Below are 20,961 nucleotides of genomic sequence, written 5' to 3'. Positions count from 1 at the left end.
GCTCAGCGGACCTCGTCCAGATAGCGTGTGCCGAATGCCTGCTGGCCGGCAGCCATCTTGTTGAAGTCGACCGTTTTCACGCGGGCGTATTCGCTGGCCGGCAGGAAGCGCGATGCGGCTTCCTTGCTCATGGCGTTGGCACGCACCGGACGCAGGTAGGCGTTGGCCCACAGTGCCTGGCCTTCATCCGACAGCACGAAATCCAGCACCTTCTTGGCGTTGTCGGCATGCGGCGCGCCGGCGGTCAGGCTCATCACGTACGGCACGGCAATCGAGCCCTCCTGCGGAATCACGAACTCCACATTGGCGTGATCCTTGTACTTGGCGCGGTAGGCGTTGAAGTCGTAGTCGAGCAGGATGGGGATCTCACCGGCCACGACACGGGCGTAGGCCGTTTGCTTCGGCACGATCGGCGCGTTCTTCTTCAGTTGCTTGAACCACTCGATGCCGGGGGTGAAGTTGTCCAGCGTGCCGCCCAGTGCCTGGTTGACTGCCACGGCGCCCACATAGCCAACGAATGCGCTGCTCGGGTCCAGGTAGCCGACCATGCCCTTGTACTCAGGCTTGAGCAGATCCTTCCATGAGCGCGGCACGGGCTTGCCCTCCAGCGCGTCCTTGTTGACGAAGAAGCCCAGCGTGCCGGAGTGGATCGAGAAAAACGCGCCGTCCGGGTCCTTCATGCCGGCCGGAATGTCTTCCCAGTGCTTGGGCTTGTAGTTGGCGACCAGACCCTTCTCTTTGGCCTGATATGCGGACGTGATACCCAGATAGGCCACGTCCGCCACCGGGTGCGACTTCTCCGCCAGCATTTGCGCGATGGCCTGGCCGGAGTTCTTGTTGTCGAACGGCACGGTGATGCCGGTCTTGTCCTTGATGGCCTTGATCTGGCTGGCCCAGTCGGCCCATTCCGGCGGGCAGTTGTAGCAGATGGCGACCTGCTGGCCGGCCGGCTGAGCCTGCACCGGCGCTGCGAGGGCGAAGGCGCCAGCAGCGATGGTGGCACCAGCAAGGCCGCACGCGCGCAGCCATTGAACGAGACGTTTCATCGAGACGCTCCTTGCGTATCAGACGTGAGGGAAGAAGGCACAACGGAAAGCGATGCGGGCACGGCCGGCGCTTTGGCCAGCGTGCCGCCATGCAGCAGGCGATGCGGCAGCGTGATCGAGGGTACGACCTCGCCCGCGATGCGGCGGGCCAGCGCCTGGGCGGCATCCGCGCCAATCTGGCGATGCGGTTGCGCCACCGTGGCAAGCGTGGGCATGAGCCACTGCCCCATCGCCAGGCCGTCAAAGCCGATCACGCTGACGTCTTCCGGCACGCGCAGGCCCATCTCGCGCAGCGAGCGGATCGTGAGCAATGCCAGGCGGTCGTTGCTGCAGAAAATGGCGGTCGGGCGCGGTGGCGCCAGCAGACGGGCCAGTTCGGTGGGCAGCATGGCATCGGCGTTGAAGTCGATTTCCACCGGCGGTTGCGGGGCAATGCCAGCGGCTTCCAATGCCTCGCGGTAGCCGTCGTGGCGTAGCGCGGCACGGTCCGATGCCGACAGCGTGCCGGTCAGCATGCGGATCTGCTTGTGGCCCTGCGCCAGCAACGCGCGGATGGCATCGCGCGCAGCGGCCCGGTTGTCGACGGTGACGCAGCAGCGTGCGGGAATGCGCGGCTGGCCGACGGTGTCGTTGTAGACCAGCACGTACGGCACGTGCTCGGCGTCCAGGCGATCGAGATGGGGGTTGGCGGCGGCATCGGCCACCGTCAGGACCAGGCCGTCGACGCGCTGCTCCAGCAGGGTCTCGATGGCACGGGCTTCGCGCTCAAGGTCGTAAGCGGTGGTCATCAGCATGACACGCTGGCCCGTGATGGACGCCGCGTCTTCAATGCCCTGCATGCACTCGGCAAACACCGGGTTGGCCAGCGAGGGCAACACCACGCCCAGCAGCCCCGTATGCATCGCGCGCAGCTGGCGGCCCAATGCGTTGGGGCGGTACTGCAGCGCATCCATGGCGGCCTGCACGCGGGCGAGCGTCTCGGCGCTCACACGCTCCGGCGTATTGACGGCACGCGACACGGTGGCGATGGAGATGCCCGCCCGTGTTGCCACGTCCTTGATGCTGCTTGCCACGGCGCCCTCGTTTGAATTTGTAAACGTTTACATCGTAGGCGACCGGAGTGACTGTTTCATGACAGGCGATGCTGCACTGCAGCCACCAGTGCAATGCAGCATGACCACTGTTGCGCATAGCAAAGTTACAAAGCTCGCATATGCTTCTTACGAGCCGAGACATGCGCGGGTGAACGCGGCGCGCCAGCATGCGCCCTGCAAGCATGGCCCGCTTGCTGCTCTGTCGTTCTGACCGCCTGCTCTTGCCGCCAGCCTGGAGACTGAAGACGTCATGCGTGTATCGCCCGCCTTCGATGTGCCCGCCAATACCCCGTCTGCCCTGCCCGACCTTTTGCAGCACTACAGCGCCGTGCGGACACAGTCCCTGGCCCTGGCTGCGCCGCTGTCGGACGCCGATGCCACCGTTCAGTCGATGGACGATGCCAGCCCCGCCAAATGGCACCTGGCCCATACCACGTGGTTCTTCGAGGAGTTCATCCTCGGCCCCAACGTGCCGGGTTACCGCTCGCCGGATGCGCGCTACCGCTACCTGTTCAACTCGTATTACGAGACCGTCGGCGCACGGCACCCACGCCCACGCCGGGGCATGCTCACGCGCCCGACACTCGATGCGGTGCGCACCTATCGTGCGCATGTGGATGCGGCCATGCAGCAGTTGCTGGCCGAAGGCGTATCGGCGGAGCTTGCCCGGCTGATCACGCTCGGGTTGCATCACGAGCAGCAGCACCAGGAGTTGCTGTTGACCGACCTGCTGCACCTGTTTGCGCAGAACCCACTGTGTCCGGCCTACGCGCAGATTCGCCCCGCGCCAGTACGGGCGACTGGAGCACAGCCAGGCTGGGTCGCATTCCAAGGCGGCGCCGCGCAGATCGGCAAGACCGATTCCGGCGCCGACTTCATGTTCGACTGCGAGGGCCCGCGCCACACCGTCTGGCTGGAACCCTACGCACTGGCGACACACCCCATCACCAACCGAGAGTGGATCGCTTTCATGGAGGACGGCGGCTATCGCCAGCCCACGCTGTGGCTATCCGATGGCTGGGCCTGGGTGCAGCGCGAAGGAGTCGACGCCCCGCTCTATTGGCGCTCTGACGTAGATGGCGCGGCGGGTTGGCAGCAGATGTCGCTGCATGGTCTGCAGCCCGTTGACCTGGACGCGCCCGTCACGCACGTCAGCTTCTACGAGGCCGATGCCTATGCCCGCTGGGCCGGCGCCCGCCTGCCCACCGAGGCCGAATGGGAGCACGCCGCCGAGGGCATGCCGGTGCAAGGCAACTTCGCCGATCGTGGCGCGTTCATGCCATTGCCCGACCATGGCATCGCCCAGGCCGGCGGACTGCGGCAACTCTTCGGAGATGTATGGGAATGGACCGCCAGCCCCTATGGCCCCTACCCGGGCTTTCAGCCGGCCGAGGGCGCCGTGGGTGAGTACAACGGCAAGTTCATGTGCAGCCAGATGGTGCTGCGCGGCGGGTCATGCGTGTCGCCCGAGGGGCACCTGCGGGCGACGTACCGCAACTTCTTCTATCCGCACCAGCGCTGGCAATTCACCGGGGTGCGGTTGGCGCGACGGGCGTGATGCGCATCGCGCCCGGCCGCAATGCAGTCGGTGCCTAGCGGTTGCTATCGAACAGCATGTTGGTTGGGGTGCCGATCGCGTCTTGGCTACGCGGTGCTGCTTCAGCCGGTTTGGCGGCCGGCATCGACGTTGGCGCATCGGGCACCTGGGGCTTCTTGGCAGGCTGGGCAGTTGCCGCCGCCGGCGCTTGTACTGGAGCGGGCTTGCCCGCCTGCTCCGCCAGCTTGCGCCGGCGTGACTCCAGCCCCGTCGCAATCTCGTCCTGGTGATACCGCTTGGCAAAGTCGATCACGTCCATCTTCTGCTGGTTGCGCAGGTTCATGTCCGCGCCCTCGTCCAGCAGCAGCTTGACCGTGGTGATGTGGCCGTTCATGGCCGCCATCATCAGCGGCGTCGTGGCGTTGGGGCTTTCCGCGTCGATGTAGGCGGCGTGGTCGAGCAAGTATTTGACGACGTTATCGTGCCCATTGGTGGCGGCGTAGTGCAGCGCGGTCCAGCCGGTCTTGTTGACCTCCACCTCGTACGTTTCCACCATCAGCTTCACCATGGACAGCAGGCCCTGGTAGGCGGCCATCATCAGCGCGTTCTCGCCAGCAGCGTTGGTGCGCTCGAAATCGATGTTCTTGGCGCGGATCAGCGCCTCGGCCACGTCGAGGTTCTTGTCCTTAAGCGCATCCACCAGCAGCGGATTGCCTTCGCGCGTGTTCAGGTTCGGGTCCACGCCCTGCGCAACGTACTTCTGCACCAGCACCGGCCGGTTGTATTCCACCGCAGCGCGCAGGTCGTCCTGCGGCGTGGCGAATGCGGCGCTCGACAGCGCCATCGCCAAGCTGGCGGCCAGTGTGATTTTTCGCATGGTTTGCTTCAAGTGATACCGCAACTTATCGCGGTATTTTATTGAATAGATTGAAAAAATTCTCAGTCGTGACACCGGCAATACGGTCCAGCGGTTCCCCGCGGAGCGTCGCGATGAATTCACCCACATGCCGCACATAGGCCGGCTCGTTGGTCTTGCCGCGAAACGGTACCGGCGCCAGGTAAGGCGAATCGGTCTCGATCAACATGCGGTCCAGTGGCACCTTCTTGGCGGTTTCCTGCAGGTCCACCGCGCTCTTGAACGTGACGATGCCCGAGAACGAGATGTAGAACCCCAGGTCCAGCGCGGCCCTGGCCACATCCCAGCTTTCGGTAAAGCAATGCATGACACCGCGCGCGGTCTGGGCGTCTTCTTCGCGCATGATGGCCAGCGTGTCGTCCGCCGACGAGCGCGTGTGGATCACCAGCGGCTTGCCGGTCTGCTTGGAGGCGCGGATATGCGTGCGAAACCGCTCGCGCTGCCACTCCATGTCGGCCACGGTGCGGTCGCCCAGGCGGTAGTAGTCGAGCCCGGTCTCGCCGATGCCGACCACGCGCGGGTGATCGGCCAGCGCCAGCAGGCGCTCCAGCGTCGGCTCTTCAATGCGCGTGCCTTCTTCGATGTCCGCTTCGGCATCCGGGTGCACACCCACGGTGGCGTACACGTTCGGCTCCTGCTCGGCGATCTCCAGCACGCTGGGGAAGTCTTCCAGCGTGACGGAGATGCACAGCGCATGCGTGACGCGGTTTTCGCGCATGCGGGTCAGCAGCTCCGGCAGGCGCGCCCGGAGATCCGGGAAATTGATATGGCAGTGGGAATCGACAAACATCAGAAAATCAGTAAGTTACGGCGCAAACTTTGTGCGCCGTCTCAGAAGAACGTCACAGCGTTTGCGTGGGGCGTTGCGAGTTGATCTGCTTGCCCAGCAGCTCTTCAACGACGCGGCGCAGCGTGCGGCACGGCTCGTCTTCACCCAGGTGCACGCCAATCCCCGGCGTCTTGTTGGGCGTGCCGACGGGCGTGATCCAGGCCACCTTGCCGGCCACCTGGTACTTTTGCGGACGGTCCAGCAGCGACAACACGAGGAAGACGTCTTCCCCGATACGGTAAGGGCGCTGGGTCGGCACAAAGATGCCGCCGTTCTTCAGGAACGGCATGTAGGCGGCGTGCAGGCCGGCTTCATCCTTGATGGCCAGGGAGACGATGCCCGGGCGCGTCGGGGCGCCGGCAGCCATGCCAGGAGCGGCAGGGGCGCCAGGGGTGACCGGTGTACCAGGCGTGCGAAGAGGTGCAGTGCTCACAGAGGTTCCAGGAGTTCAGTGTCAGGCAGCCGGGAAGAGCTGCCGGTAATCCAGCAAAAGGCTTTCGATGACGAGCCGCGCGGCCAGCGGGTGCTGCTCGGTGCGGCGTCGCTCCGGCAAGGCACGCGCGAAACGTTCCAGGCGGTCCAGCGGGATGGCGCTTGCGCAGCGCTGCAATGCGTCGCGTTGTCCCGGGAAATACCGCGGGCGCCCCGCTAGCCTCGCCGCCATCAGATCAAAGACCCATCGGTGCATGGTACTGAGAACGGCCGGAACGGACAATTTCTGTAAATGATCAGCGGTGGCCAGTGCATCGAGTTTCGAGCCTTGGCCCAACTGTTCTAGCAAGAACTGCAACAGCGGCCGGTCTTCGGACTCGGCGGCAGACAGCGCGGCCAGCGGCGCATTGCCGTATTCAGCCAGCAGGTTCTGCGCATGTGGCACGCCCTGCTGCTCCAGCCACTGGCGTGCGGCCTCGGGGTGTGGCGGCTGCAGCGGAAACTGCCGGCAGCGCGACAGGATGGTCGGCAGGATACGGTCGATACGGTCCGTTACCAGCAGGAAGACGGTGTCCTGCGGCGGCTCTTCCAGCGTCTTGAGTAGGGCATTCGCCCCCTCGGTCTGCAGGGCGTCTAGCGGATACAGCACTACCACGCGCAGCCCCGCCCGGTGCGTGCCCACGCCAATGCCTTCGATCAGGTTGCGCACCTGCTCCATGCGGATGATCTTGCTGGGCGCCTTCTTCTTGCCCTCGGCGTCCTTCTCCGTTTCGGGCGCGTCTTCCATCGCCTCGGGGCGCACGAGGTGGAAGTCCGGATGGTTGCCCTGTGCGAACCAGTTGCAGGCCGCGCAGGTACCGCATGGCTGACCGTCGGCCGCGGGCGTGTCGCACAGCAGACCCTGCGCAAAGTGCATGGCGAAATCGCGCTTGCCGGTGCCGGCCTGGCCGTTCAGCAGGATGGCGTGCGGCAGCTTGGCTCGCATGGCCTGCAGGCGCGCCCAGTCAGCGGATTGCCAAGGATAAAGCATCATGAATCAATGGGTTACGCTAGATTGTTGATGCGAAAACTCGCCGTGAAACCATTATTTCGGTATTGGAAATTGCGTGCCAAATCAAAGCGTTGCAAGCAACTTCTCTAAGTCTTTCTGGAGTTCACCGCGCTCGCGGTTGGCATCCAGCACGACAAAACGCTGCGGCTCGGTGGCGGCTCGGCGCAGGTATTCGGCGCGCGTGCGCAGGAAGAACTGGGCGGACTCCGCTTCGAACTTGTCGGGCGTGCGGGCGTCGGCCAGGCGTGCGGCGGCAATTTCAGGGGCCAGGTCGAAGAGGATGGTCTTGGTTGGCTGCAGGCCCTGCTGCACCCACTGCTCCAGTGCTTCGAGCCGGTCGATGGCCAAGCCCCTGCCCCCGCCCTGGTAGGCGAAGGTGGCGTCGGTGAAGCGGTCGGAGATGACCCAGTCACCGGCGTCGAGCGCAGGCTGAATCACCTCGGCGATGTGCTCGCGGCGGCTGGCGAACATCAGCAGCGCTTCGGTTTCCAGGTGCATGCGCTCGTGCAGCAGCACCTCGCGCAGACGTTCGCCCAGGGGGGTGCCACCCGGCTCACGGGTGACAACCACCTTTTTGCCCTGCGGCGCGAGCTTGGCCTGCAATTGCTGGGCGAACCACGCCAGGTGCGTGCTCTTGCCCGCCCCGTCGATACCTTCGAATGTGATGAACTTGCCAGTCATGGTTGGCCGCGCACGTATTTATTGACGGCCCGGTTGTGGTCCGTCAGGTTGGTCGAAAACTGGCTGCTGCCGTCGCCGCGCGCCACAAAGTACAGCGCGTCGGATGTTGCCGGATTCAGCGCCGCCTGCAGCGAGGCCATGCCCGGCAGCGAGATCGGCGTAGGCGGCAGGCCGGCGCGCGTGTAGGTGTTGTACGGCGTGTCGGCCTGCAGGTCGCGCTTGCGCAAATTGCCGTCAAAGCCAGCACCGATGCCGTAGATGACGGTCGGGTCGGTCTGCAGCAGCATGTTCTTGCGCAGGCGGTTGACGAACACCGCCGCAATCATCGGCCGGTCGATCTTCTGGCCGGTCTCCTTCTCGATGATGGAGGCCATGGTCAGGGCTTCGTACGGGGTCTTGTACGGCAGGTCGAGCGGCCGCTTGGCCCAGGCGTCGGCCAGGCGCTTCTGCATGGCCTGGTAGGCGTGGCGGTAGAGCTCCACGTCGCTACTGCCGCGCGCAAACAGGTAAGTATCGGGGAAGAACAGGCCTTCCGGATTGGCTTCGGGCGCGCCAATTTTGCGCATCAGATCGGCATCGGACAGGCCAACCGTATCGTGCTTGAGCGCAGGCTCCGCATCCACCGCCGCGCGCATCTGGCGCATCGACCAGCCCTCAATGACGGTGACGACGTAGTGCGTGACCTCGCCTCGCGCCATTTTGTCGAGGATGGACAGCGGCGTGGCGCCGGCTTCCAGCTCGTAGCCGCCAGCCTTCAGGCTCTTGGCGTTGCCGGTGGCGCGCGCCACCAGCGAGAACAGCTGCGGTTGCACGCCCACGCCCGCACTGGCGAGCTGCTTGCCGACCGAGATGACGCTCGAGTTCGGCTTGATCACGACTTCCAGCGACGGGGCCGGAAGGCTTACCGGCTGCTGGGCCCACCACACCACGCCGCCTGCCGCAGCAAGCGCGATCAGGATCGCGAGAACAACCAGGCGTTTGAGAAAAGAGAACATTGCGTTGCGAATCTATGCGCGGAACCGCCCGACCATGGCCTTGTCCGCACTCTTGAAATGGGTTGCGAGGGCACAAACTGCCCGTCAGACAGCCTCATATAATACCGGGTCAACCTCTGGCAGCCTGCACACCATGAATGACGTTTTTCAGGATTTCGTCGATACGCTCAGCTTTCCGCCGCTCGACGTACAGTTTGACGCTGCCGCACGCGGCAGCGTTCTGTGCCCGCCGACCAATCTCGCGCGCATTGCCGTTGAAGGCGCGGATGCGGCCGAATTCCTCCATAACCAGTTGACCAACGCCGTCACGGGCCTGGGGCCCAACCAGGCTCGCCTGGCCGGCTACTGCTCGCCTAAAGGGCGCCTGCTGGCCACGCTGTTGATGTGGCGTCAGGCCGATACGATCGTGCTGCAGGCCGACAAGCTGGTCGCCCCGGCGCTGAGCAAACGCCTGTCGATGTTCGTGCTGCGCGCCAAGGCCAAGCTGCGGCCGATGGACGAGTTCATCGCTATCGGCGTGGCCGGGCCGGATGCGGCTGACGCGCTGCGCGAAGCCGGCGCCGTGCTGCCGGAGTCAGACGCCATCTACGCGGTCGCACAGCAGCCGGCCACGGTGGGCCAGCAGGTTGGTGCAGTCATCCGCTTGCCCGACGCCGACGGCCGTCCGCGCTATCAATGGATGGTGCACGCCGAGCATTTCCAGCATGCGTGGAAGACGCTGTCGTCGCGCCTCTCGCTCGTCGGCACGGAGGTGTGGGACTGGTTGAGCCTGCAGGCAGGTGTGCCGCAAATCACCCTGCCCACGCAAGAGCAGTTCGTGCCGCAGATGGTGAACCTGGAGTTGTTGGGCGGCGTCGATTTCAAAAAGGGCTGCTACCCCGGCCAGGAAATCGTCGCGCGCAGCCAGTATCGCGGCACGCTCAAGCGGCGCATGCAGCGCGCCCACGTGAATGCCCCCACCTCCGCAGGCGCCGAGGTCTACAGCGCAGCCGATCCGAACCAGCCGTGCGGCATGGTCGTGAATGCGGCGATGGCACCGGACGGCGGCACGGACTTGCTGGTCGAATTGAAGCTGGATGCGCTGGACACCGCCATCCACCTCGCCACGTTTGACGGCCCAGTACTGACGTTGCAGAACCTGCCGTACACGATTCCCGTTTCAGAAAACGCCTGATACCGGACACCCACCATGGCCGACCACCTGTTCGTCTACTTCCGCATCGCCGAGCGCGACGCTGCCGCCGCCCTGCCACGCTGGCAACGCTGGCTCGACACGGTGGAAGAAGCAACCGGCGTGGCCGGCACGGTGATGCGTCGCCCCGAACTACGCGACGGGCAGGCCACGTGGATGGAGTGCTACCACGACATCCCGCCGGCCTTTACCGCCACGCTGGCCGGTCTGTGGGAGACCGGCGGCCCGCGCGAATTCGTCGCAGGCGAACGCCATACCGAGCTTTTCGTCGATCTGGAAAACGGTTAGGCCCGTATCCATGTAATCGTCATCGCAAAAGTTCGGCCGGCTGCTATGCTTGGCCGAAGCCCTCGCGACACAGGTCATCACATTGACCACTCGCTTGGCATGTTCAAAGGAAGTGCTCATGTGTTTGATTCTCACGGCCTGGCACGCCCACCCCGCCTACGCGCTGGTGGTGGCCGCCAACCGGGACGAATTCTATGACCGCCCCGCCGCGCCACTGGCGTGGTGGAGCGATGCGCCCAACGTACTGGCCGGGCGTGATCTGGCCCAGGTGGTCGGCCATGCAGGCACGTGGATGGGGATGACACGCGACGGCCGTTTTGCCGCGCTGACCAACTACCGTGCGCCGTCCGAGCGCCGCCCCGATGCGCGTTCGCGCGGTGAATTGGTCTCCAATTTTCTGATGGCCGAAGAGGCGTCGATCCCGACGTACCTCGATAGCCTCACCACCCGCGACCGCGCCTACAACGGCTACAACCTGCTGACCGCCACGCGCGACGAGCTCTGGTGGACCAGCAACCGCGCAGACGCCCCACGCAAGCTGGCACCCGGCGTGTACGGGCTGTCGAATGCGCTGCTCGATACGCCGTGGTTCAAGGTGCGCCATCGCATGGCTGCGTTTGCCGAAGCCTTGGCCGCGGATACAGGCCGGCACGGCAACGCGCTGGACGTGGCCCGCTACATCAACCTGATGGCCGAGACGCGAGAAGCCCCCACCGGCGCCCTGCCCGCCACCGGCGTGGCGCCTGAGTGGGAAAAGCTGCTCTCCGCCGCTTTCATTCGCTCGCCGCGCTACGGCACGCGTGCCACCACCGTGCTGCGCATCCGCCACGATGGCTGCTTCGACGTGACCGAGCGCCGCTTCGACGCACAGGGGCAGATTGGCGAAACGCGCTACCTTGGCGCGCTCGATACCGTCACGCACGCCGATACGTAAGCGCGGCACAGGGGCTACGCCCGTTTTTGCGCCGGCTCGACTTCCGTAAAGCCATAGCCACCCGGGCGCAGCGCCGAATGCTCACGCTTGGATTGCACCAGCGGATAGAACATCTGTGCAGTCCACCGTTCTGCGCCGTACAAGGCGTCATCCTGCAAGCCGATCTGCGCGGGGTACTTGCGCGTGATGTGGGCCGTGCCGAACAGCACATCCCAGAAGAACAGCAGGTTGCCGAAATTGCCCTTGTAGTGGCCAATGCCATCGGCGTTGGTGAGCGCGTGGTGTGCCCAATGCGTGGCGGGTGTGGAAATGGTGCGCTCAATCACCCACATCAACGGGCGCAGCGCGCGGATGCGGTACAGCGGCGCATCCCATGGCCAGGCGCAGTGCGCACCCAGGATGACGGCCACCTTCACCACCAGATACACCCCGTAGACGCTGCCGAAGCCCAGGTACACCGCCACCCCGCCGATCCACAGGCCGGGCATCATCAGGTAGTAGAAGAAGTTGTTGCGGTATGTGATGCGCACGCTCATGTACGACGAGCTGTGATGCGCGCGGTGCAGCGGCCATAGCAGCGGCGAATGCGAGGCGCGGTGCCAGAGGTATTGCGTGAGGTCGTCGCCGATCAGCAGCAGGCCCGTCATGGCCCACCACGGTAGGTTGGCCCAGGCGTTGTGCTGCGCGGGCATGAGCCAGTTGCACAGCGCGTTGCTGCCCAGCAGCGCAATCGGCTGGGTGATGGCGACCAGGCTGACGAACATCAGCACTTCCAGCCACGCATCGTTGGCGGTGGCCTTGCCGCTGACACTTGCTTGGTAGCGCCGGGTAACGAACTCCATGGCGCCAAAGCCCAGGATGCAGGCACTGATCAGGAGCAACTGCTGGTGTGAACTCATCGGGGTGTCTCCTCGCTTGTCTTGCGAATTTTTGTGAAGACAAGCCTAGGAGGGCTGATTCAATGCGTCCAATGCATAATGAGCATCCATTCAATGCAATAGACGCAACACCATGGACTTGCGCCGCCTGAGTCACGTCGTTGCCCTGGCTGACACCCTGCACTTCGCCCGTGCCGCCGAATTGGTGCACTTGAGCCAGCCCGCCTTCAGCCGCAGCATCCAGGCCATTGAAGATGACCTGGGCATCCGCCTGTTCGACCGGGATGTGGGCGGTGTGCGCCCCACTGCAGCAGGTGATTTCGTGATCGCACGGGGGCGCAAGCTGTTGTTCGAGGCACGGTGCCTGCAGCGTGACGTAGATCTCTACCGCGACAGCCAACTGGGCGATACCGCCTTTGGCGTGGGGCCGCTGCTGACCGCCACGCTCATGCCGCAGGCACTGCGGGAGCTGCGGCAACAGCATCCGCAGGTGGCGCTGCGCATGGAAGTCGGCAACTGGGTGCAACTGCTGGAAAGCCTGCGCACGGAGAACATCGAGTTCTTCGCAGCAGACGTGCGCGACATGCCAAGAGACGCTGCGCTGGACATTCAGCCGATTGGCGGTCAGCCGCCCCACCTGTACGTGCGGGCTGGCCATCCGCTGGCGCAGCACGAGCACACGCTGCGCGAAGTGTGGGAGTACGGCATTGCCGTACCGAAGCTGTTGAGCCCCTCAAAGGTGGAACTGGCCGCCCTGCTGGGCCTGCCGGCGGGCGAGGAAGCCAGCATCGCGCTCGAATGCGACAACTATGGCGTGCTCAAGACAGTGGCGCTCACCACCGACACCGTGCTGGGCGCAACGGATGCTGCGGTATGGGAGGAACTGGAGTCCGGCACGCTCGTCCGGCTGGCAGTGAAAGGCTGGCTGTCGCCGCCATCCATCACGGGGATTGTGCGACTGCACGGCAGAACGTCGTCGCCGGCGGCACAGGCAGCAATCGAAGCGATCGTGCGCGCCGCCCGGGCGATCAACGTGTAGGTGGTCTGTTACAGCACGCGGCGCATGGTCCGGTGCGGGATGCCGGCCTCTTCAAACTCTGCGCCCTCGGCCGCAAAGCCCGCGCGCGCATAGAACGGCATCGCGTGGGTTTGCGCGTTCAGGATCAGTTCCGGATAACCGAGCGAGCGCGCCTTGTCGATCAACGCCTCCAGCACGCGCGCGCCAACGCCTGTGCCGCGCGCTTCCTTGCGCACCGCCATGCGGCCGATATGGCCGTCAGGCAGCAGGCGGCCCGTGGCCACTGCACGGCCAGCCGTGTCGCGCGCGAGGGCGTGCCAGCATTGGTCGTCCCATTCATCCCATTCGAGTTCGACAGGCACGCCCTGCTCGATAACAAACACGTCGTAGCGGATGGCGCGCGCTTCTTCGCGCACGGCGTCCCAGCGGTCGACTTCAACGCCAGCAAGCGGGCGGACAGATTCAGGGGCAGTCATGCTCAGTTCTCACACTTCAGGCTTCAAGACTTCAAAATTGAGGATGCGATCGCGCAGCGGGTCGGGGATCGGCGCGGAGGTCTGCGTGGCAGGATCGGCGCACACGTAGATGACTTCGCCGGTGACGAGGTGCTCCTCTGCGCGATACATCTCGATGATAAAGCGCATGCTCGAGCGGCCCAGACGTGCCACGCGGCAACGCAGGTCCAGCTCGTCGTCAAAGCGCGCGGACGCATGGTATTCGAGCGTGGATTTGACCACGTAGAAGTCGACACCAAACGTATCGACCACATCCACCGGATACCGCACGCCGATGCTGCGCCAGTACTCGGTGATACAGACATCGGCATATAGCAGGTAGTGGCCGTTGAAGACGATGCTCTGCGCATCGACTTCGGCCCAGCGCACACGCAGCGGCGTGCTGTGGCGGAAATCCTCAATCGCCATGCGGGTCTCCTTGGTGTTCGGGGTTACTCAGTTTCAGTGCCGAAGGCGCGGCGCAGTGCCGTGGCGGCGTCTCGATGAGCATCTTCAACTGCCGGCACAAAGCGGCCGATCTTGAAGAAGTCGTGGATCATGCCTTCATACAGCTTCAGTTCGACCGGCACCTCCGCCGCACGCAACTTGTTCGCGTAGCGAATGCCAGCATCGCGGATGGGGTCGAAGCCAGCTACGGCAATCCACGCGGGGCACACGCCCTGTACATCGGCGCCGTGACCACCGGCATCCAGCGGGGCGAAGCGCCAGTCGTCGCGGTCGGCATCGTCGCGCAGGTATTGCGAGAAGAACCAGTGAATCATCTCCTGCGTGAGCAGGTAGCCCTCGGCGAATTCACGATGCGACGGTGTGTTCTCCCGCGCTGTGGTGCCGGGGTAGATCAGCAGTTGCAACACCGGCTGAAAGCCACGGTTGCGCGCTTCGACTGCGGTGACGGCCGCCAGCGTACCGCCTGCACTGTCGCCACCGAACGCGATGCGTGCCGGGTCTGCGCCGATGGTGGCGGCTTCGTCGAACACCCACTGCAGCACGTCGAAGGCGTCGTTGGCCGCAGTCGGAAACTTCCAGTCAGGCCCGAGCCGATAGTCCACCGACAACACCATCGCCCCGGATTTGGCCGCGAGCGAGCGGCAGAGCTGATCGTGCGTCTTGATGCTGCCCACCGTAAAACCGCCGCCGTGGAAGTACACCAGCAACGGCAGCGGATCGGCCCAGCTCGCTTCGCGCGCGGCATAGGTACGGATGGGAATCGCATGACCGTCGCGCGCGGAGACCGTCAGGTCATGCACGGCTTCCAGCGGGATGCTTGGGATATCAACAATCGGGCTGCTCTTTTCGTAGGCGATCTTGGCGTCGGCGGGGTCGAGCGCATTCAACGGCGGACGCTTGGCACGCGCCACCAGATCGAGCAACTGGGCGACGTGCGGGTCGAGAGACGGGTGCTGCATGAGGGCGAGAACTGAACGATCGTTCTAATTTGGCTATTATCGGAGTATCCATTGAACCACGCCCGCACGACAAGACGGGTGATGCACACATCCTTCGGAGACAGCGCATGGCCCTCATCTACTACCTCACCCACGTCCACCTAGGTTTCGGCACGGTCAACGAACTGAAGGGCGAATGCGCACGCGTCGGCATCCGCCGGCCGATGATCGTGACCGACAAGGGCGTGGCCACCGCCGGGCTGGCCCAGCGGGCCATCGATGCCACGGGTGGGCTGCCCGTCACCGTGTTCGACGAAACGCCCTCCAACCCGACCGAGGCGATGGTGCTGAAGGCCACCGCGCAATACAAGGAAGCCGGCTGCGACGGGCTGATCGCCATTGGGGGCGGGTCGTCGATCGACCTGGCCAAGGGCATTGCCATTGCGGCGACGCACCCCGAGCCGCTGACCACCTACGCGACCATCGAGGGTGGCAGCACAAAGATCACGGAAGCAGCGGCACCGCTGATCGCCATTCCCACCACGGCCGGCACTGGCAGCGAGGTGGCGCGCGGCGCCATCATCATCCTGGAGGACGGCCGCAAGCTTGGCTTTCACTCTTGGCACCTGCTGCCCAAATCTGCCATCTGCGATGCGGAATTGACGCTCGGCTTGCCGCCCATGCTGACGGCCGCCACCGGCATGGATGCCATCGCGCACTGCATTGAGACGTTTCTCGCGCCCGCCTTCAACCCGCCTGCTGACGGTATCGCACTGGATGGCCTGGAGCGCGCCTGGGCCAACATCGAGCGCGCCACGCGTGATGGTTCAGACCGCGATGCGCGGCTGAACATGATGAGCGCCTCCATGCAGGGCGCGATGGCATTCCAGAAGGGGCTCGGGTGCGTGCATTCACTGTCGCACCCGCTGGGCGGTGTGAAGGTAAACGGCAAGACAGGGCTGCACCATGGCACGCTCAACGCGGTGGTGCTGCCGGCAGTGCTGCGCTTTAACGAGACAGCGGAATCTGTGGTGCGTGACAACCGCTATGCGCGCATGCGTCGTGTGATGAATCTGCCGGCGGGCGCCGACCTCGCCCAGGCCGTGCATGACCTGACCGCACGGCTAGGCTTGCCGACAGGCCTGCGCCAGATGGGCGTGCCGGAAGATGCGCTGGAGCATGTAGTGGAAGGCGCCCTCCTCGACCACTGCCACAAGACCAACCCGCGCATCGCCACAGCGGACGACTACCGCCGCATGCTGGCGGAATCGATGTAACGTTGAGAACGCGTTACGAAACGAACGGCCGGATCAACGCAGTAATGCGCTCCGGCTGTTCGTGCACCACCCAGTGCGTGCCGTTGGGAATGCGCTCAAGACGCATATCGGGAATAAAGCGCTCCAACCCGTTGAGCAGGCCCTTCGGCAGCGCCATGTCCATCTCGCCCCAGATCACCAGCGTTGGCACCTTCACGACAAACGCTTCGGGCGGCATCTGGTCGATGCGCAGCGGCGCGGTGCCCTCGGTGGGCGGGTGCAATGGCGAAGCGCGGTAGTAGTTCACGCCGCCCGTCAGGCCATGCGAGCCGCCCTCGCCCGGTTGGCTCCATGCAGCGTGATAGCGTGCCCGCACCTCCGGCGTAAACCACTCGGCCACCGGCTGTCCCATGCCGTGGAAGAAGCCTTCCAGCTTCTCGAATTCGTTGGCGGCCAGCGCCTCTTCCGAGCCCGGTTTGCGCAGCCAGTTCATGTACGCCGATGAAGCCTGCTGTGCCGGATCGCTCAGCAGCGCATTCGCAAACACCCACGGGTGCGGTGAGTTGACGATCACCAGCCGTTCAACCAACTCCGGATGCTGGATTGCCAGGTTCCAGCAGATCGCGCCACCCCAATCGTGCGCCACCACGATGGCGCGCTCATACCCCAGCGCCGTGATGAACTGCACCAGATCCTGCACCAGCAGCTTCGGGCGATACGCATCCACCGCCGCTGGCTTGCTCGACAGGTTATAGCCGCGCATATCGGGCGCCACGGCAAAGTGCGTATCACCGAATGCCGCAAGCTGTGCTTCCCACTCGTACCAGAACTCCGGAAAGCCATGCACGAACAGCATCAGCGGCCCACCGCGCTTGCCGGCGCTGGCGTAATGCAGCCGCGTGCCGTTGGGCAGATCGGCGAACTGCGATTCAGTGATGGCGGCTGCAGTGGTGGCGGTCATGGCGGCTCCGGAGTCTTGGGGTGAGCGTTAGTCGCGCAGTGCATCCACTAGGCGTGCGCGCACGTCCGGCTTGCCCTCGAACGGGTCTGACGGGTTGCGCTGCGAGATGATGTCTTCAAAACGATGCTGCACCGGCGCCAGCGCATGCGGGTGCGAGTAAATGTAGAAGCTCGCATCGCGAATCGCATCAAACGTCATCTGGCCAACCTGTTCCGCCGTCACCTTGCCGGAGCTGACCGCCTTGTCCGACATGGCTTGCGACACAAGCTGCGATTTCGTGGGCGGCGCCGTATTGGCGAGGTCCTGTGGGCGATTGCGGTGTGATTTCGTAATGCCCGTCGGCACAAAGTACGGGCACAGCACCGAGCAATGAATCTGTTCGGTCACCAGGCTCAAGTCCTGATACAGCGATTCGGACAACGCCACCACCGCGTGCTTGGATACGTTGTAGATGCCCATGGCCGGCGCATTCAGCAGCCCCGCCATCGACGCCGTGTTGACGATATGGCCCTCGTACGACGGGTCTTTCTTCGCCGCTGCCAGCATCAGCGGCGTGAAGATGCGCACGCCATGGATCACGCCGTGCAGGTTCACGCCCAGCACCCAATCCCAATCGCGCTCGGAGTTCTCCCAGATCAGGCCACCGGCGCCCACGCCTGCGTTGTTGAATAGCAGGTTGACCTTGCCGAACGTCTTGATGGCGGCATCCGCCAGCGCCTGCACGTCTTCCACCTTCGACACGTCAACGCGCAGGCCGATGACTTCCACGCCCTGCGCTGCAAACTCAGCCACCGCGGCATCCAGCGCGTCCTGCTGGATATCGGCCAGCACCAGCTTCATGCCCAACCCGGCCGCGTTCTTCGCGAACTCTTTGCCGAAACCCGACGCACCACCCGTGATGACGGCCACGCCGCCTGCGAATTGCTTCATACGTGTCTCTCTCGTGTTGTTGTCATGAAAGGTGATCGAAACAGCAAGCCCCCTTAGCCTGCCGCTTCAACCTTGCGCACGGCGTAACCCACGCGCGGGAAATGCACCACCACCTTGCCAACGCGTGCGTCTTCACGCAGCACGCCCACCGTGTCGCGGGTGGAAACGATCAACTCGCCTTCGATCGGGTCGACGCCGTAGTCGACGGCGGCCACCGTCACGCGTGTGCCCTTGGGCAGGCCGTAGCGATCGTCGAATGGCGTGTTCGGCTCGGTCAGCGCGTGCGGTGTGGCGGCGCGGGCAACGTCCAGCGCTTCGGCCGGCGTCATCGGCTGGGCCTGCGAGTGCCCAAACGCGGCGATGCGATGCATCCACGCCACGACCTCCGGATGCGCGTCCAGAATGCCCGCCACGCCCGTTGCTCGGCGGATGAACCACAGGCAGTGGTAGACGGAGAAATCAGCCACGCTCGGCTGCTCACCGAACAGGAAGATGTGCTCACCGGTGGCGAGTTGCCGCTCCAGTTGCGCGAGGAAGACATGCAGCGTGGAGGCCGCCTCCTGCGGCGGTGTGCGCAGCCCGGTACCGCCTGCGCGCATGGCCTTGCGGTCTTCAACGAAGGCTTTGACAAACTCCTCAGGCATGCTGCCGAACAGACTTTGAAAACCGGCAGGCTGCATGACAAAGGTGGCTGACGCCCAGAACAGCGTCGTATCCGCCCATTGCGCCATGGCAAATATCGCCGCCGCCTGCTCGGACGGCACCAGCTTTGGTAGCGGATGAATCGATTCGAGCACCTGCGCAATCAACGCGGTGTCGCAGTAGATGTCTGCGCCGATCTGCAGAAACGGCGTGCGCCGGTAGCCGCCCGTGAGCGGCATCACATCCGGCTTGGGCAGGATGACGGGCACCGTGACGGACTTCCACGGCTGGTCTTTGTAGCCGAGGATCAAACGCACCTTCTCTGAAAACGGCGAGGTGGCGTAATGATGCAGAATCAGATCCGTCATGGATGCTCCAGGTGTTTAGGACCGATCAGTCGAGCAGATCGGGTTGTTCTTTGACGATGCGGGCATAGAGCGGCTGGAACTGGAACCACCCTGCCTGCGCCGAGCCGACGATGGAATACGCCTGCCGCGCAGCGGCATCGGAAATCGTACGCGGTGCCTCGCCGGTGCGTGCGGCTGCAGCTTCGGCCAGCAGTTGCACCTGGCAGGAGCGCTCCATGGTGATGAACCACCAGGCCGCCTCGTCCACCGTCTTGCCGACGGTCAGCAGGCCGTGGTTCTGCAGGATGGCGGCCTTGTTGTTGCCGAGTGCCTCGGCAATGCGCTGGCCTTCATCCAGCTCGACCACCACACCGCCGAAATCGTCATACACCGCATGGTCGCCATAGAACGCGCACACGTCTTGCGTGAGCGGGTCGAGCTTGCGGCCGAGCGTCGACCACGCGCGGCCATACGTGCTGTGCGAATGCGCTGCAGCCACGGCATCTGGCCGTGCCCCATGCACGCGCGAGTGAATGGCAAACGCCGCTGCGTTGACCGGGTAATCCCCCTCGACCACGTTGCCGTGGTGATCGCAGCGGATCAGGTTCGACACCGTCACTTGGCTGAAGTGCACACCGAAGGGGTTCACCCAGAAGCTGTCCTGGTGCTCCGGATCGCGCGCCGTAATGTGCCCGGCCACGCCTTCGTCGAAACCGAATTTGGAGAACAGCCGGAACGCTGCGGCCAGACGCTGTTTGCGATGCAGGCGTTCTTCGGCAACGGTGGCGAATTGCGGCGGGCGCGGCAGGTTGCGATAACGGGCAGCAGCCTCGGGGCTGAGGCTGCTGGCCATGTCTTCGGGCCGCTTGGCTTGGGCGGTGTCGGGTGCGTTCATGGTGTCTCCTTCACGCAAAGATTGTGGGTGGAGCCATTCTGTTGCGGCCCTCGCCCGGCGGACTGTCAAGCGATTGACAGTCCGCGCATGGACGTCGAAACGTCAGGTCAAAACGTCAGACCAGCTTCACCAGTTGCTTGCCGAAGTTCTTGCCCTTGAGCAGACCTATGAAGGCTTCCGGCGCACTTGCCAGACCGTCTGCCACGCTCTCGCGGAATTTCAGCTTGCCCTGTGCCACGAAGCCACCCAGCTCGCGCAGTGCTTCCGGCCACACGTCCATGTGTTCGGAGACGATGAAGCCTTCGATGGTCAGGCGCGACACCAGAATCAGTTGCGGGTTCTGCAGCGGCAGCGGCTGGCCGTCGTAGCCGGCGATCATGCCGCACATGGCGATCCGGCCGAAGGCGTTCATGCGCGACAGCACTGCATCCAGAATCGAACCGCCAACGTTCTCAAAGTACGAGTCGATGCCGTCGGGCGTCGCTTCCTTGAGCATTTTGTAGAGCTCTTTCGGATCCTTGGCGGCCTTGTAGTCAATGCAGGCATCAAAGCCCAGCTCGTTGACCACGTAGTCGCACTTGTCCTTGCCGCCGGCAAAGCCCACGGCACGGCAACCCTTGAGCTTGGCGAGTTGGCCAACCACGCTGCCCACAGCACCCGATGCGGCGCTCACCGCCACGGTTTGGCCCGGCTTCGGCAGCATGATCTTGTTCAGGCCGTACCATGCGGTCACGCCGGGCATGCCCACCGAACCCAGGTACGCCGACAGCGGAATGTGGCGCGTATCCACCTTCTGGATGCCGCGGCCATCCGACACGCCTACTTCCTGCCAGCCGAACATGCCGACCACGTTGTCGCCCACGGCAAATGACGGGTTCTTGGAGGCCTCCACCACGCCCACTGTGCCGCCGATCATCACTTCATCGAGCGGCTGCGGCTGCGCATACGACTTGCTGTCGTTCATGCGGCCGCGCATGTACGGATCGAGCGATAGGAAATGGTTGCGCACCAGCACTTGGCCGTCCTGCAGTTCGGGGATGTCGGCCGTCTCCAGGCGGAAGTTGTCCGGCGTCACGGCACCCTGCGGACGGGACGCCAGAACGATGCGCTGATAAGTCTTCGACATGAAAAACACTCCT

At 64.4% G+C, this 20,961-nt stretch carries 23 protein-coding genes; 6 read left to right on the top strand and 17 right to left on the bottom strand.

Annotated elements, in window-relative coordinates:
* Window positions 1-2: 2 nt before the first annotated feature.
* Complete coding sequence (locus V6657_RS08435; RefSeq protein WP_048932399.1) at window positions 3-1,046, bottom strand: ABC transporter substrate-binding protein; 1,044 nt, start codon at window positions 1,044-1,046, stop codon at window positions 3-5.
* Window positions 1,043-2,119 (bottom strand): LacI family DNA-binding transcriptional regulator, encoded by a 1,077-nt coding sequence (locus V6657_RS08430; RefSeq protein WP_048932400.1) that lies wholly within the window; start codon window positions 2,117-2,119, stop codon window positions 1,043-1,045. Before V6657_RS08430 ends, V6657_RS08435 begins: the two co-directional genes overlap by 4 nt.
* Before the next feature lie 271 nt (window positions 2,120-2,390).
* Here V6657_RS08430 and egtB point away from each other — a divergent pair, with 271 nt between their 5' ends.
* Entirely contained in the window at window positions 2,391-3,698 is a 1,308-nt protein-coding gene (gene egtB / locus V6657_RS08425; RefSeq protein ID WP_048932401.1) for an ergothioneine biosynthesis protein EgtB, read from the top strand.
* 34 nt (window positions 3,699-3,732) lie between these two features.
* Here the strand turns inward: egtB and V6657_RS08420 are convergent, their stop codons facing one another.
* The 6 genes from V6657_RS08420 to mltG all read right to left on the bottom strand — a co-directional run bounded on the left by V6657_RS08420 (window position 3,733) and on the right by mltG (window position 8,581).
* On the bottom strand, window positions 3,733-4,596 hold the full coding sequence (locus tag V6657_RS08420; RefSeq protein ID WP_048932850.1) for an ankyrin repeat domain-containing protein: 864 nt from the start codon (window positions 4,594-4,596) through the stop codon (window positions 3,733-3,735).
* Window positions 4,580-5,383 (bottom strand): TatD family hydrolase, encoded by an 804-nt coding sequence (locus V6657_RS08415; RefSeq protein WP_048932402.1) that lies wholly within the window; start codon window positions 5,381-5,383, stop codon window positions 4,580-4,582. The genes V6657_RS08420 and V6657_RS08415 overlap by 17 nt, the downstream gene beginning before the upstream one ends.
* Window positions 5,384-5,435: 52 nt before the next feature.
* On the bottom strand, window positions 5,436-5,855 hold the full coding sequence (locus V6657_RS08410) for a PilZ domain-containing protein (protein WP_048932403.1): 420 nt from the start codon (window positions 5,853-5,855) through the stop codon (window positions 5,436-5,438).
* Between the two features lie 21 nt (window positions 5,856-5,876).
* Window positions 5,877-6,887, bottom strand: a complete 1,011-nt coding sequence (locus V6657_RS08405) for a DNA polymerase III subunit delta' (protein ID WP_048932404.1) — start codon at window positions 6,885-6,887, stop codon at window positions 5,877-5,879.
* 81 nt (window positions 6,888-6,968) lie between these two features.
* Window positions 6,969-7,586: a dTMP kinase gene (gene tmk / locus V6657_RS08400; protein ID WP_048932405.1), complete on the bottom strand. Its 618-nt coding sequence runs from the start codon at window positions 7,584-7,586 to the stop codon at window positions 6,969-6,971.
* Window positions 7,583-8,581 (bottom strand): endolytic transglycosylase MltG, encoded by a 999-nt coding sequence (gene mltG, locus V6657_RS08395; protein WP_048932406.1) that lies wholly within the window; start codon window positions 8,579-8,581, stop codon window positions 7,583-7,585. Before mltG ends, tmk begins: the two co-directional genes overlap by 4 nt.
* Before the next feature lie 133 nt (window positions 8,582-8,714).
* Between mltG and V6657_RS08390 the strand changes: the two genes are divergently transcribed.
* The 3 genes from V6657_RS08390 (at window position 8,715) to V6657_RS08380 (ending at window position 10,995) form a co-directional block, all read left to right on the top strand.
* Window positions 8,715-9,755 (top strand): folate-binding protein YgfZ, encoded by a 1,041-nt coding sequence (locus V6657_RS08390; RefSeq protein ID WP_048932407.1) that lies wholly within the window; start codon window positions 8,715-8,717, stop codon window positions 9,753-9,755.
* A 15-nt stretch (window positions 9,756-9,770) separates the two neighbouring features.
* A complete protein-coding gene (locus V6657_RS08385) occupies window positions 9,771-10,061 on the top strand; it encodes a DUF4936 family protein (protein ID WP_048932408.1) in 291 nt (96 codons plus the stop codon).
* Between the two features lie 118 nt (window positions 10,062-10,179).
* On the top strand, window positions 10,180-10,995 hold the full coding sequence (locus V6657_RS08380) for an NRDE family protein (protein WP_048932409.1): 816 nt from the start codon (window positions 10,180-10,182) through the stop codon (window positions 10,993-10,995).
* A gap of 14 nt (window positions 10,996-11,009) precedes the next feature.
* Here V6657_RS08380 and V6657_RS08375 read toward each other — a convergent pair whose 3' ends face one another.
* Window positions 11,010-11,894 (bottom strand): sterol desaturase family protein, encoded by an 885-nt coding sequence (locus V6657_RS08375; protein ID WP_048932410.1) that lies wholly within the window; start codon window positions 11,892-11,894, stop codon window positions 11,010-11,012.
* 112 nt (window positions 11,895-12,006) lie between these two features.
* Between V6657_RS08375 and V6657_RS08370 the strand changes: the two genes are divergently transcribed.
* On the top strand, window positions 12,007-12,912 hold the full coding sequence (locus V6657_RS08370) for a LysR family transcriptional regulator (RefSeq protein WP_048932411.1): 906 nt from the start codon (window positions 12,007-12,009) through the stop codon (window positions 12,910-12,912).
* 8 nt (window positions 12,913-12,920) lie between these two features.
* Here V6657_RS08370 and V6657_RS08365 read toward each other — a convergent pair whose 3' ends face one another.
* Genes V6657_RS08365 through V6657_RS08355 form a run of 3 tightly spaced genes read right to left on the bottom strand, consistent with a single transcriptional unit; the run spans window position 12,921 to window position 14,812 of the window.
* Window positions 12,921-13,367, bottom strand: coding sequence for a GNAT family N-acetyltransferase (locus V6657_RS08365; protein ID WP_048932412.1), 447 nt, complete (start codon window positions 13,365-13,367; stop codon window positions 12,921-12,923).
* A 9-nt stretch (window positions 13,368-13,376) separates the two neighbouring features.
* Window positions 13,377-13,814 carry a thioesterase family protein gene (locus V6657_RS08360; RefSeq protein WP_048932413.1) on the bottom strand — a complete coding sequence of 146 codons (438 nt, stop codon included), beginning with the start codon at window positions 13,812-13,814 and terminating at the stop codon, window positions 13,377-13,379.
* Window positions 13,815-13,837: 23 nt separating this feature from the next.
* Window positions 13,838-14,812 carry an alpha/beta hydrolase gene (locus V6657_RS08355; protein WP_048932414.1) on the bottom strand — a complete coding sequence of 325 codons (975 nt, stop codon included), beginning with the start codon at window positions 14,810-14,812 and terminating at the stop codon, window positions 13,838-13,840.
* 107 nt (window positions 14,813-14,919) lie between these two features.
* Here V6657_RS08355 and V6657_RS08350 point away from each other — a divergent pair, with 107 nt between their 5' ends.
* On the top strand, window positions 14,920-16,068 hold the full coding sequence (locus V6657_RS08350) for an iron-containing alcohol dehydrogenase (RefSeq protein WP_048932415.1): 1,149 nt from the start codon (window positions 14,920-14,922) through the stop codon (window positions 16,066-16,068).
* A gap of 13 nt (window positions 16,069-16,081) precedes the next feature.
* Here the strand turns inward: V6657_RS08350 and V6657_RS08345 are convergent, their stop codons facing one another.
* From V6657_RS08345 to V6657_RS08325, 5 genes are all read right to left on the bottom strand, one after another.
* Window positions 16,082-17,008 carry an alpha/beta hydrolase gene (locus V6657_RS08345; RefSeq protein ID WP_048932416.1) on the bottom strand — a complete coding sequence of 309 codons (927 nt, stop codon included), beginning with the start codon at window positions 17,006-17,008 and terminating at the stop codon, window positions 16,082-16,084.
* 27 nt (window positions 17,009-17,035) lie between these two features.
* Entirely contained in the window at window positions 17,036-17,938 is a 903-nt protein-coding gene (locus V6657_RS08340; protein ID WP_048932417.1) for an SDR family oxidoreductase, read from the bottom strand.
* Between the two features lie 53 nt (window positions 17,939-17,991).
* Window positions 17,992-18,948, bottom strand: a complete 957-nt coding sequence (locus V6657_RS08335) for a glutathione S-transferase family protein (protein ID WP_048932418.1) — start codon at window positions 18,946-18,948, stop codon at window positions 17,992-17,994.
* Between the two features lie 25 nt (window positions 18,949-18,973).
* A complete protein-coding gene (locus tag V6657_RS08330) occupies window positions 18,974-19,822 on the bottom strand; it encodes a class II aldolase/adducin family protein (protein WP_048932419.1) in 849 nt (282 codons plus the stop codon).
* 115 nt (window positions 19,823-19,937) lie between these two features.
* Window positions 19,938-20,948, bottom strand: a complete 1,011-nt coding sequence (locus V6657_RS08325; protein ID WP_048932420.1) for an NADP-dependent oxidoreductase — start codon at window positions 20,946-20,948, stop codon at window positions 19,938-19,940.
* Window positions 20,949-20,961: the final 13 nt, after the last annotated feature.

It is taken from the genome of Ralstonia sp. RRA, from assembly GCF_037023145.1.
In the GTDB taxonomy this organism is placed as follows: Bacteria; Pseudomonadota; Gammaproteobacteria; order Burkholderiales; family Burkholderiaceae; genus Ralstonia.
Note: the sequence above shows the minus strand (reverse complement) of the source record. Positions and strands in the feature narration are given on the sequence as shown.

Bases quoted from the DNA above. Each gene is read 5' to 3' on its own strand.
- V6657_RS08435 (WP_048932399.1), bottom strand. From the start codon at position 1,046: ATGAAACGTCTCGTTCAATGGCTGCGCGCGTGCGGCCTTGCTGGTGCC.
- egtB (WP_048932401.1), top strand. From the start codon at position 2,391: ATGCGTGTATCGCCCGCCTTCGATGTGCCCGCCAATACCCCGTCTGCC.
- V6657_RS08415 (WP_048932402.1), bottom strand. From the start codon at position 5,383: ATGTTTGTCGATTCCCACTGCCATATCAATTTCCCGGATCTCCGGGCG.
- V6657_RS08405 (WP_048932404.1), bottom strand. From the start codon at position 6,887: ATGATGCTTTATCCTTGGCAATCCGCTGACTGGGCGCGCCTGCAGGCC.
- tmk (WP_048932405.1), bottom strand. From the start codon at position 7,586: ATGACTGGCAAGTTCATCACATTCGAAGGTATCGACGGGGCGGGCAAG.
- mltG (WP_048932406.1), bottom strand. From the start codon at position 8,581: ATGTTCTCTTTTCTCAAACGCCTGGTTGTTCTCGCGATCCTGATCGCG.
- V6657_RS08390 (WP_048932407.1), top strand. From the start codon at position 8,715: ATGAATGACGTTTTTCAGGATTTCGTCGATACGCTCAGCTTTCCGCCG.
- V6657_RS08385 (WP_048932408.1), top strand. From the start codon at position 9,771: ATGGCCGACCACCTGTTCGTCTACTTCCGCATCGCCGAGCGCGACGCT.
- V6657_RS08380 (WP_048932409.1), top strand. From the start codon at position 10,180: ATGTGTTTGATTCTCACGGCCTGGCACGCCCACCCCGCCTACGCGCTG.
- V6657_RS08375 (WP_048932410.1), bottom strand. From the start codon at position 11,894: ATGAGTTCACACCAGCAGTTGCTCCTGATCAGTGCCTGCATCCTGGGC.
- V6657_RS08370 (WP_048932411.1), top strand. From the start codon at position 12,007: ATGGACTTGCGCCGCCTGAGTCACGTCGTTGCCCTGGCTGACACCCTG.
- V6657_RS08365 (WP_048932412.1), bottom strand. From the start codon at position 13,367: ATGACTGCCCCTGAATCTGTCCGCCCGCTTGCTGGCGTTGAAGTCGAC.
- V6657_RS08360 (WP_048932413.1), bottom strand. From the start codon at position 13,814: ATGGCGATTGAGGATTTCCGCCACAGCACGCCGCTGCGTGTGCGCTGG.
- V6657_RS08355 (WP_048932414.1), bottom strand. From the start codon at position 14,812: ATGCAGCACCCGTCTCTCGACCCGCACGTCGCCCAGTTGCTCGATCTG.
- V6657_RS08350 (WP_048932415.1), top strand. From the start codon at position 14,920: ATGGCCCTCATCTACTACCTCACCCACGTCCACCTAGGTTTCGGCACG.
- V6657_RS08345 (WP_048932416.1), bottom strand. From the start codon at position 17,008: ATGACCGCCACCACTGCAGCCGCCATCACTGAATCGCAGTTCGCCGAT.
- V6657_RS08340 (WP_048932417.1), bottom strand. From the start codon at position 17,938: ATGAAGCAATTCGCAGGCGGCGTGGCCGTCATCACGGGTGGTGCGTCG.
- V6657_RS08335 (WP_048932418.1), bottom strand. From the start codon at position 18,948: ATGACGGATCTGATTCTGCATCATTACGCCACCTCGCCGTTTTCAGAG.
- V6657_RS08330 (WP_048932419.1), bottom strand. From the start codon at position 19,822: ATGAACGCACCCGACACCGCCCAAGCCAAGCGGCCCGAAGACATGGCC.
- V6657_RS08325 (WP_048932420.1), bottom strand. From the start codon at position 20,948: ATGTCGAAGACTTATCAGCGCATCGTTCTGGCGTCCCGTCCGCAGGGT.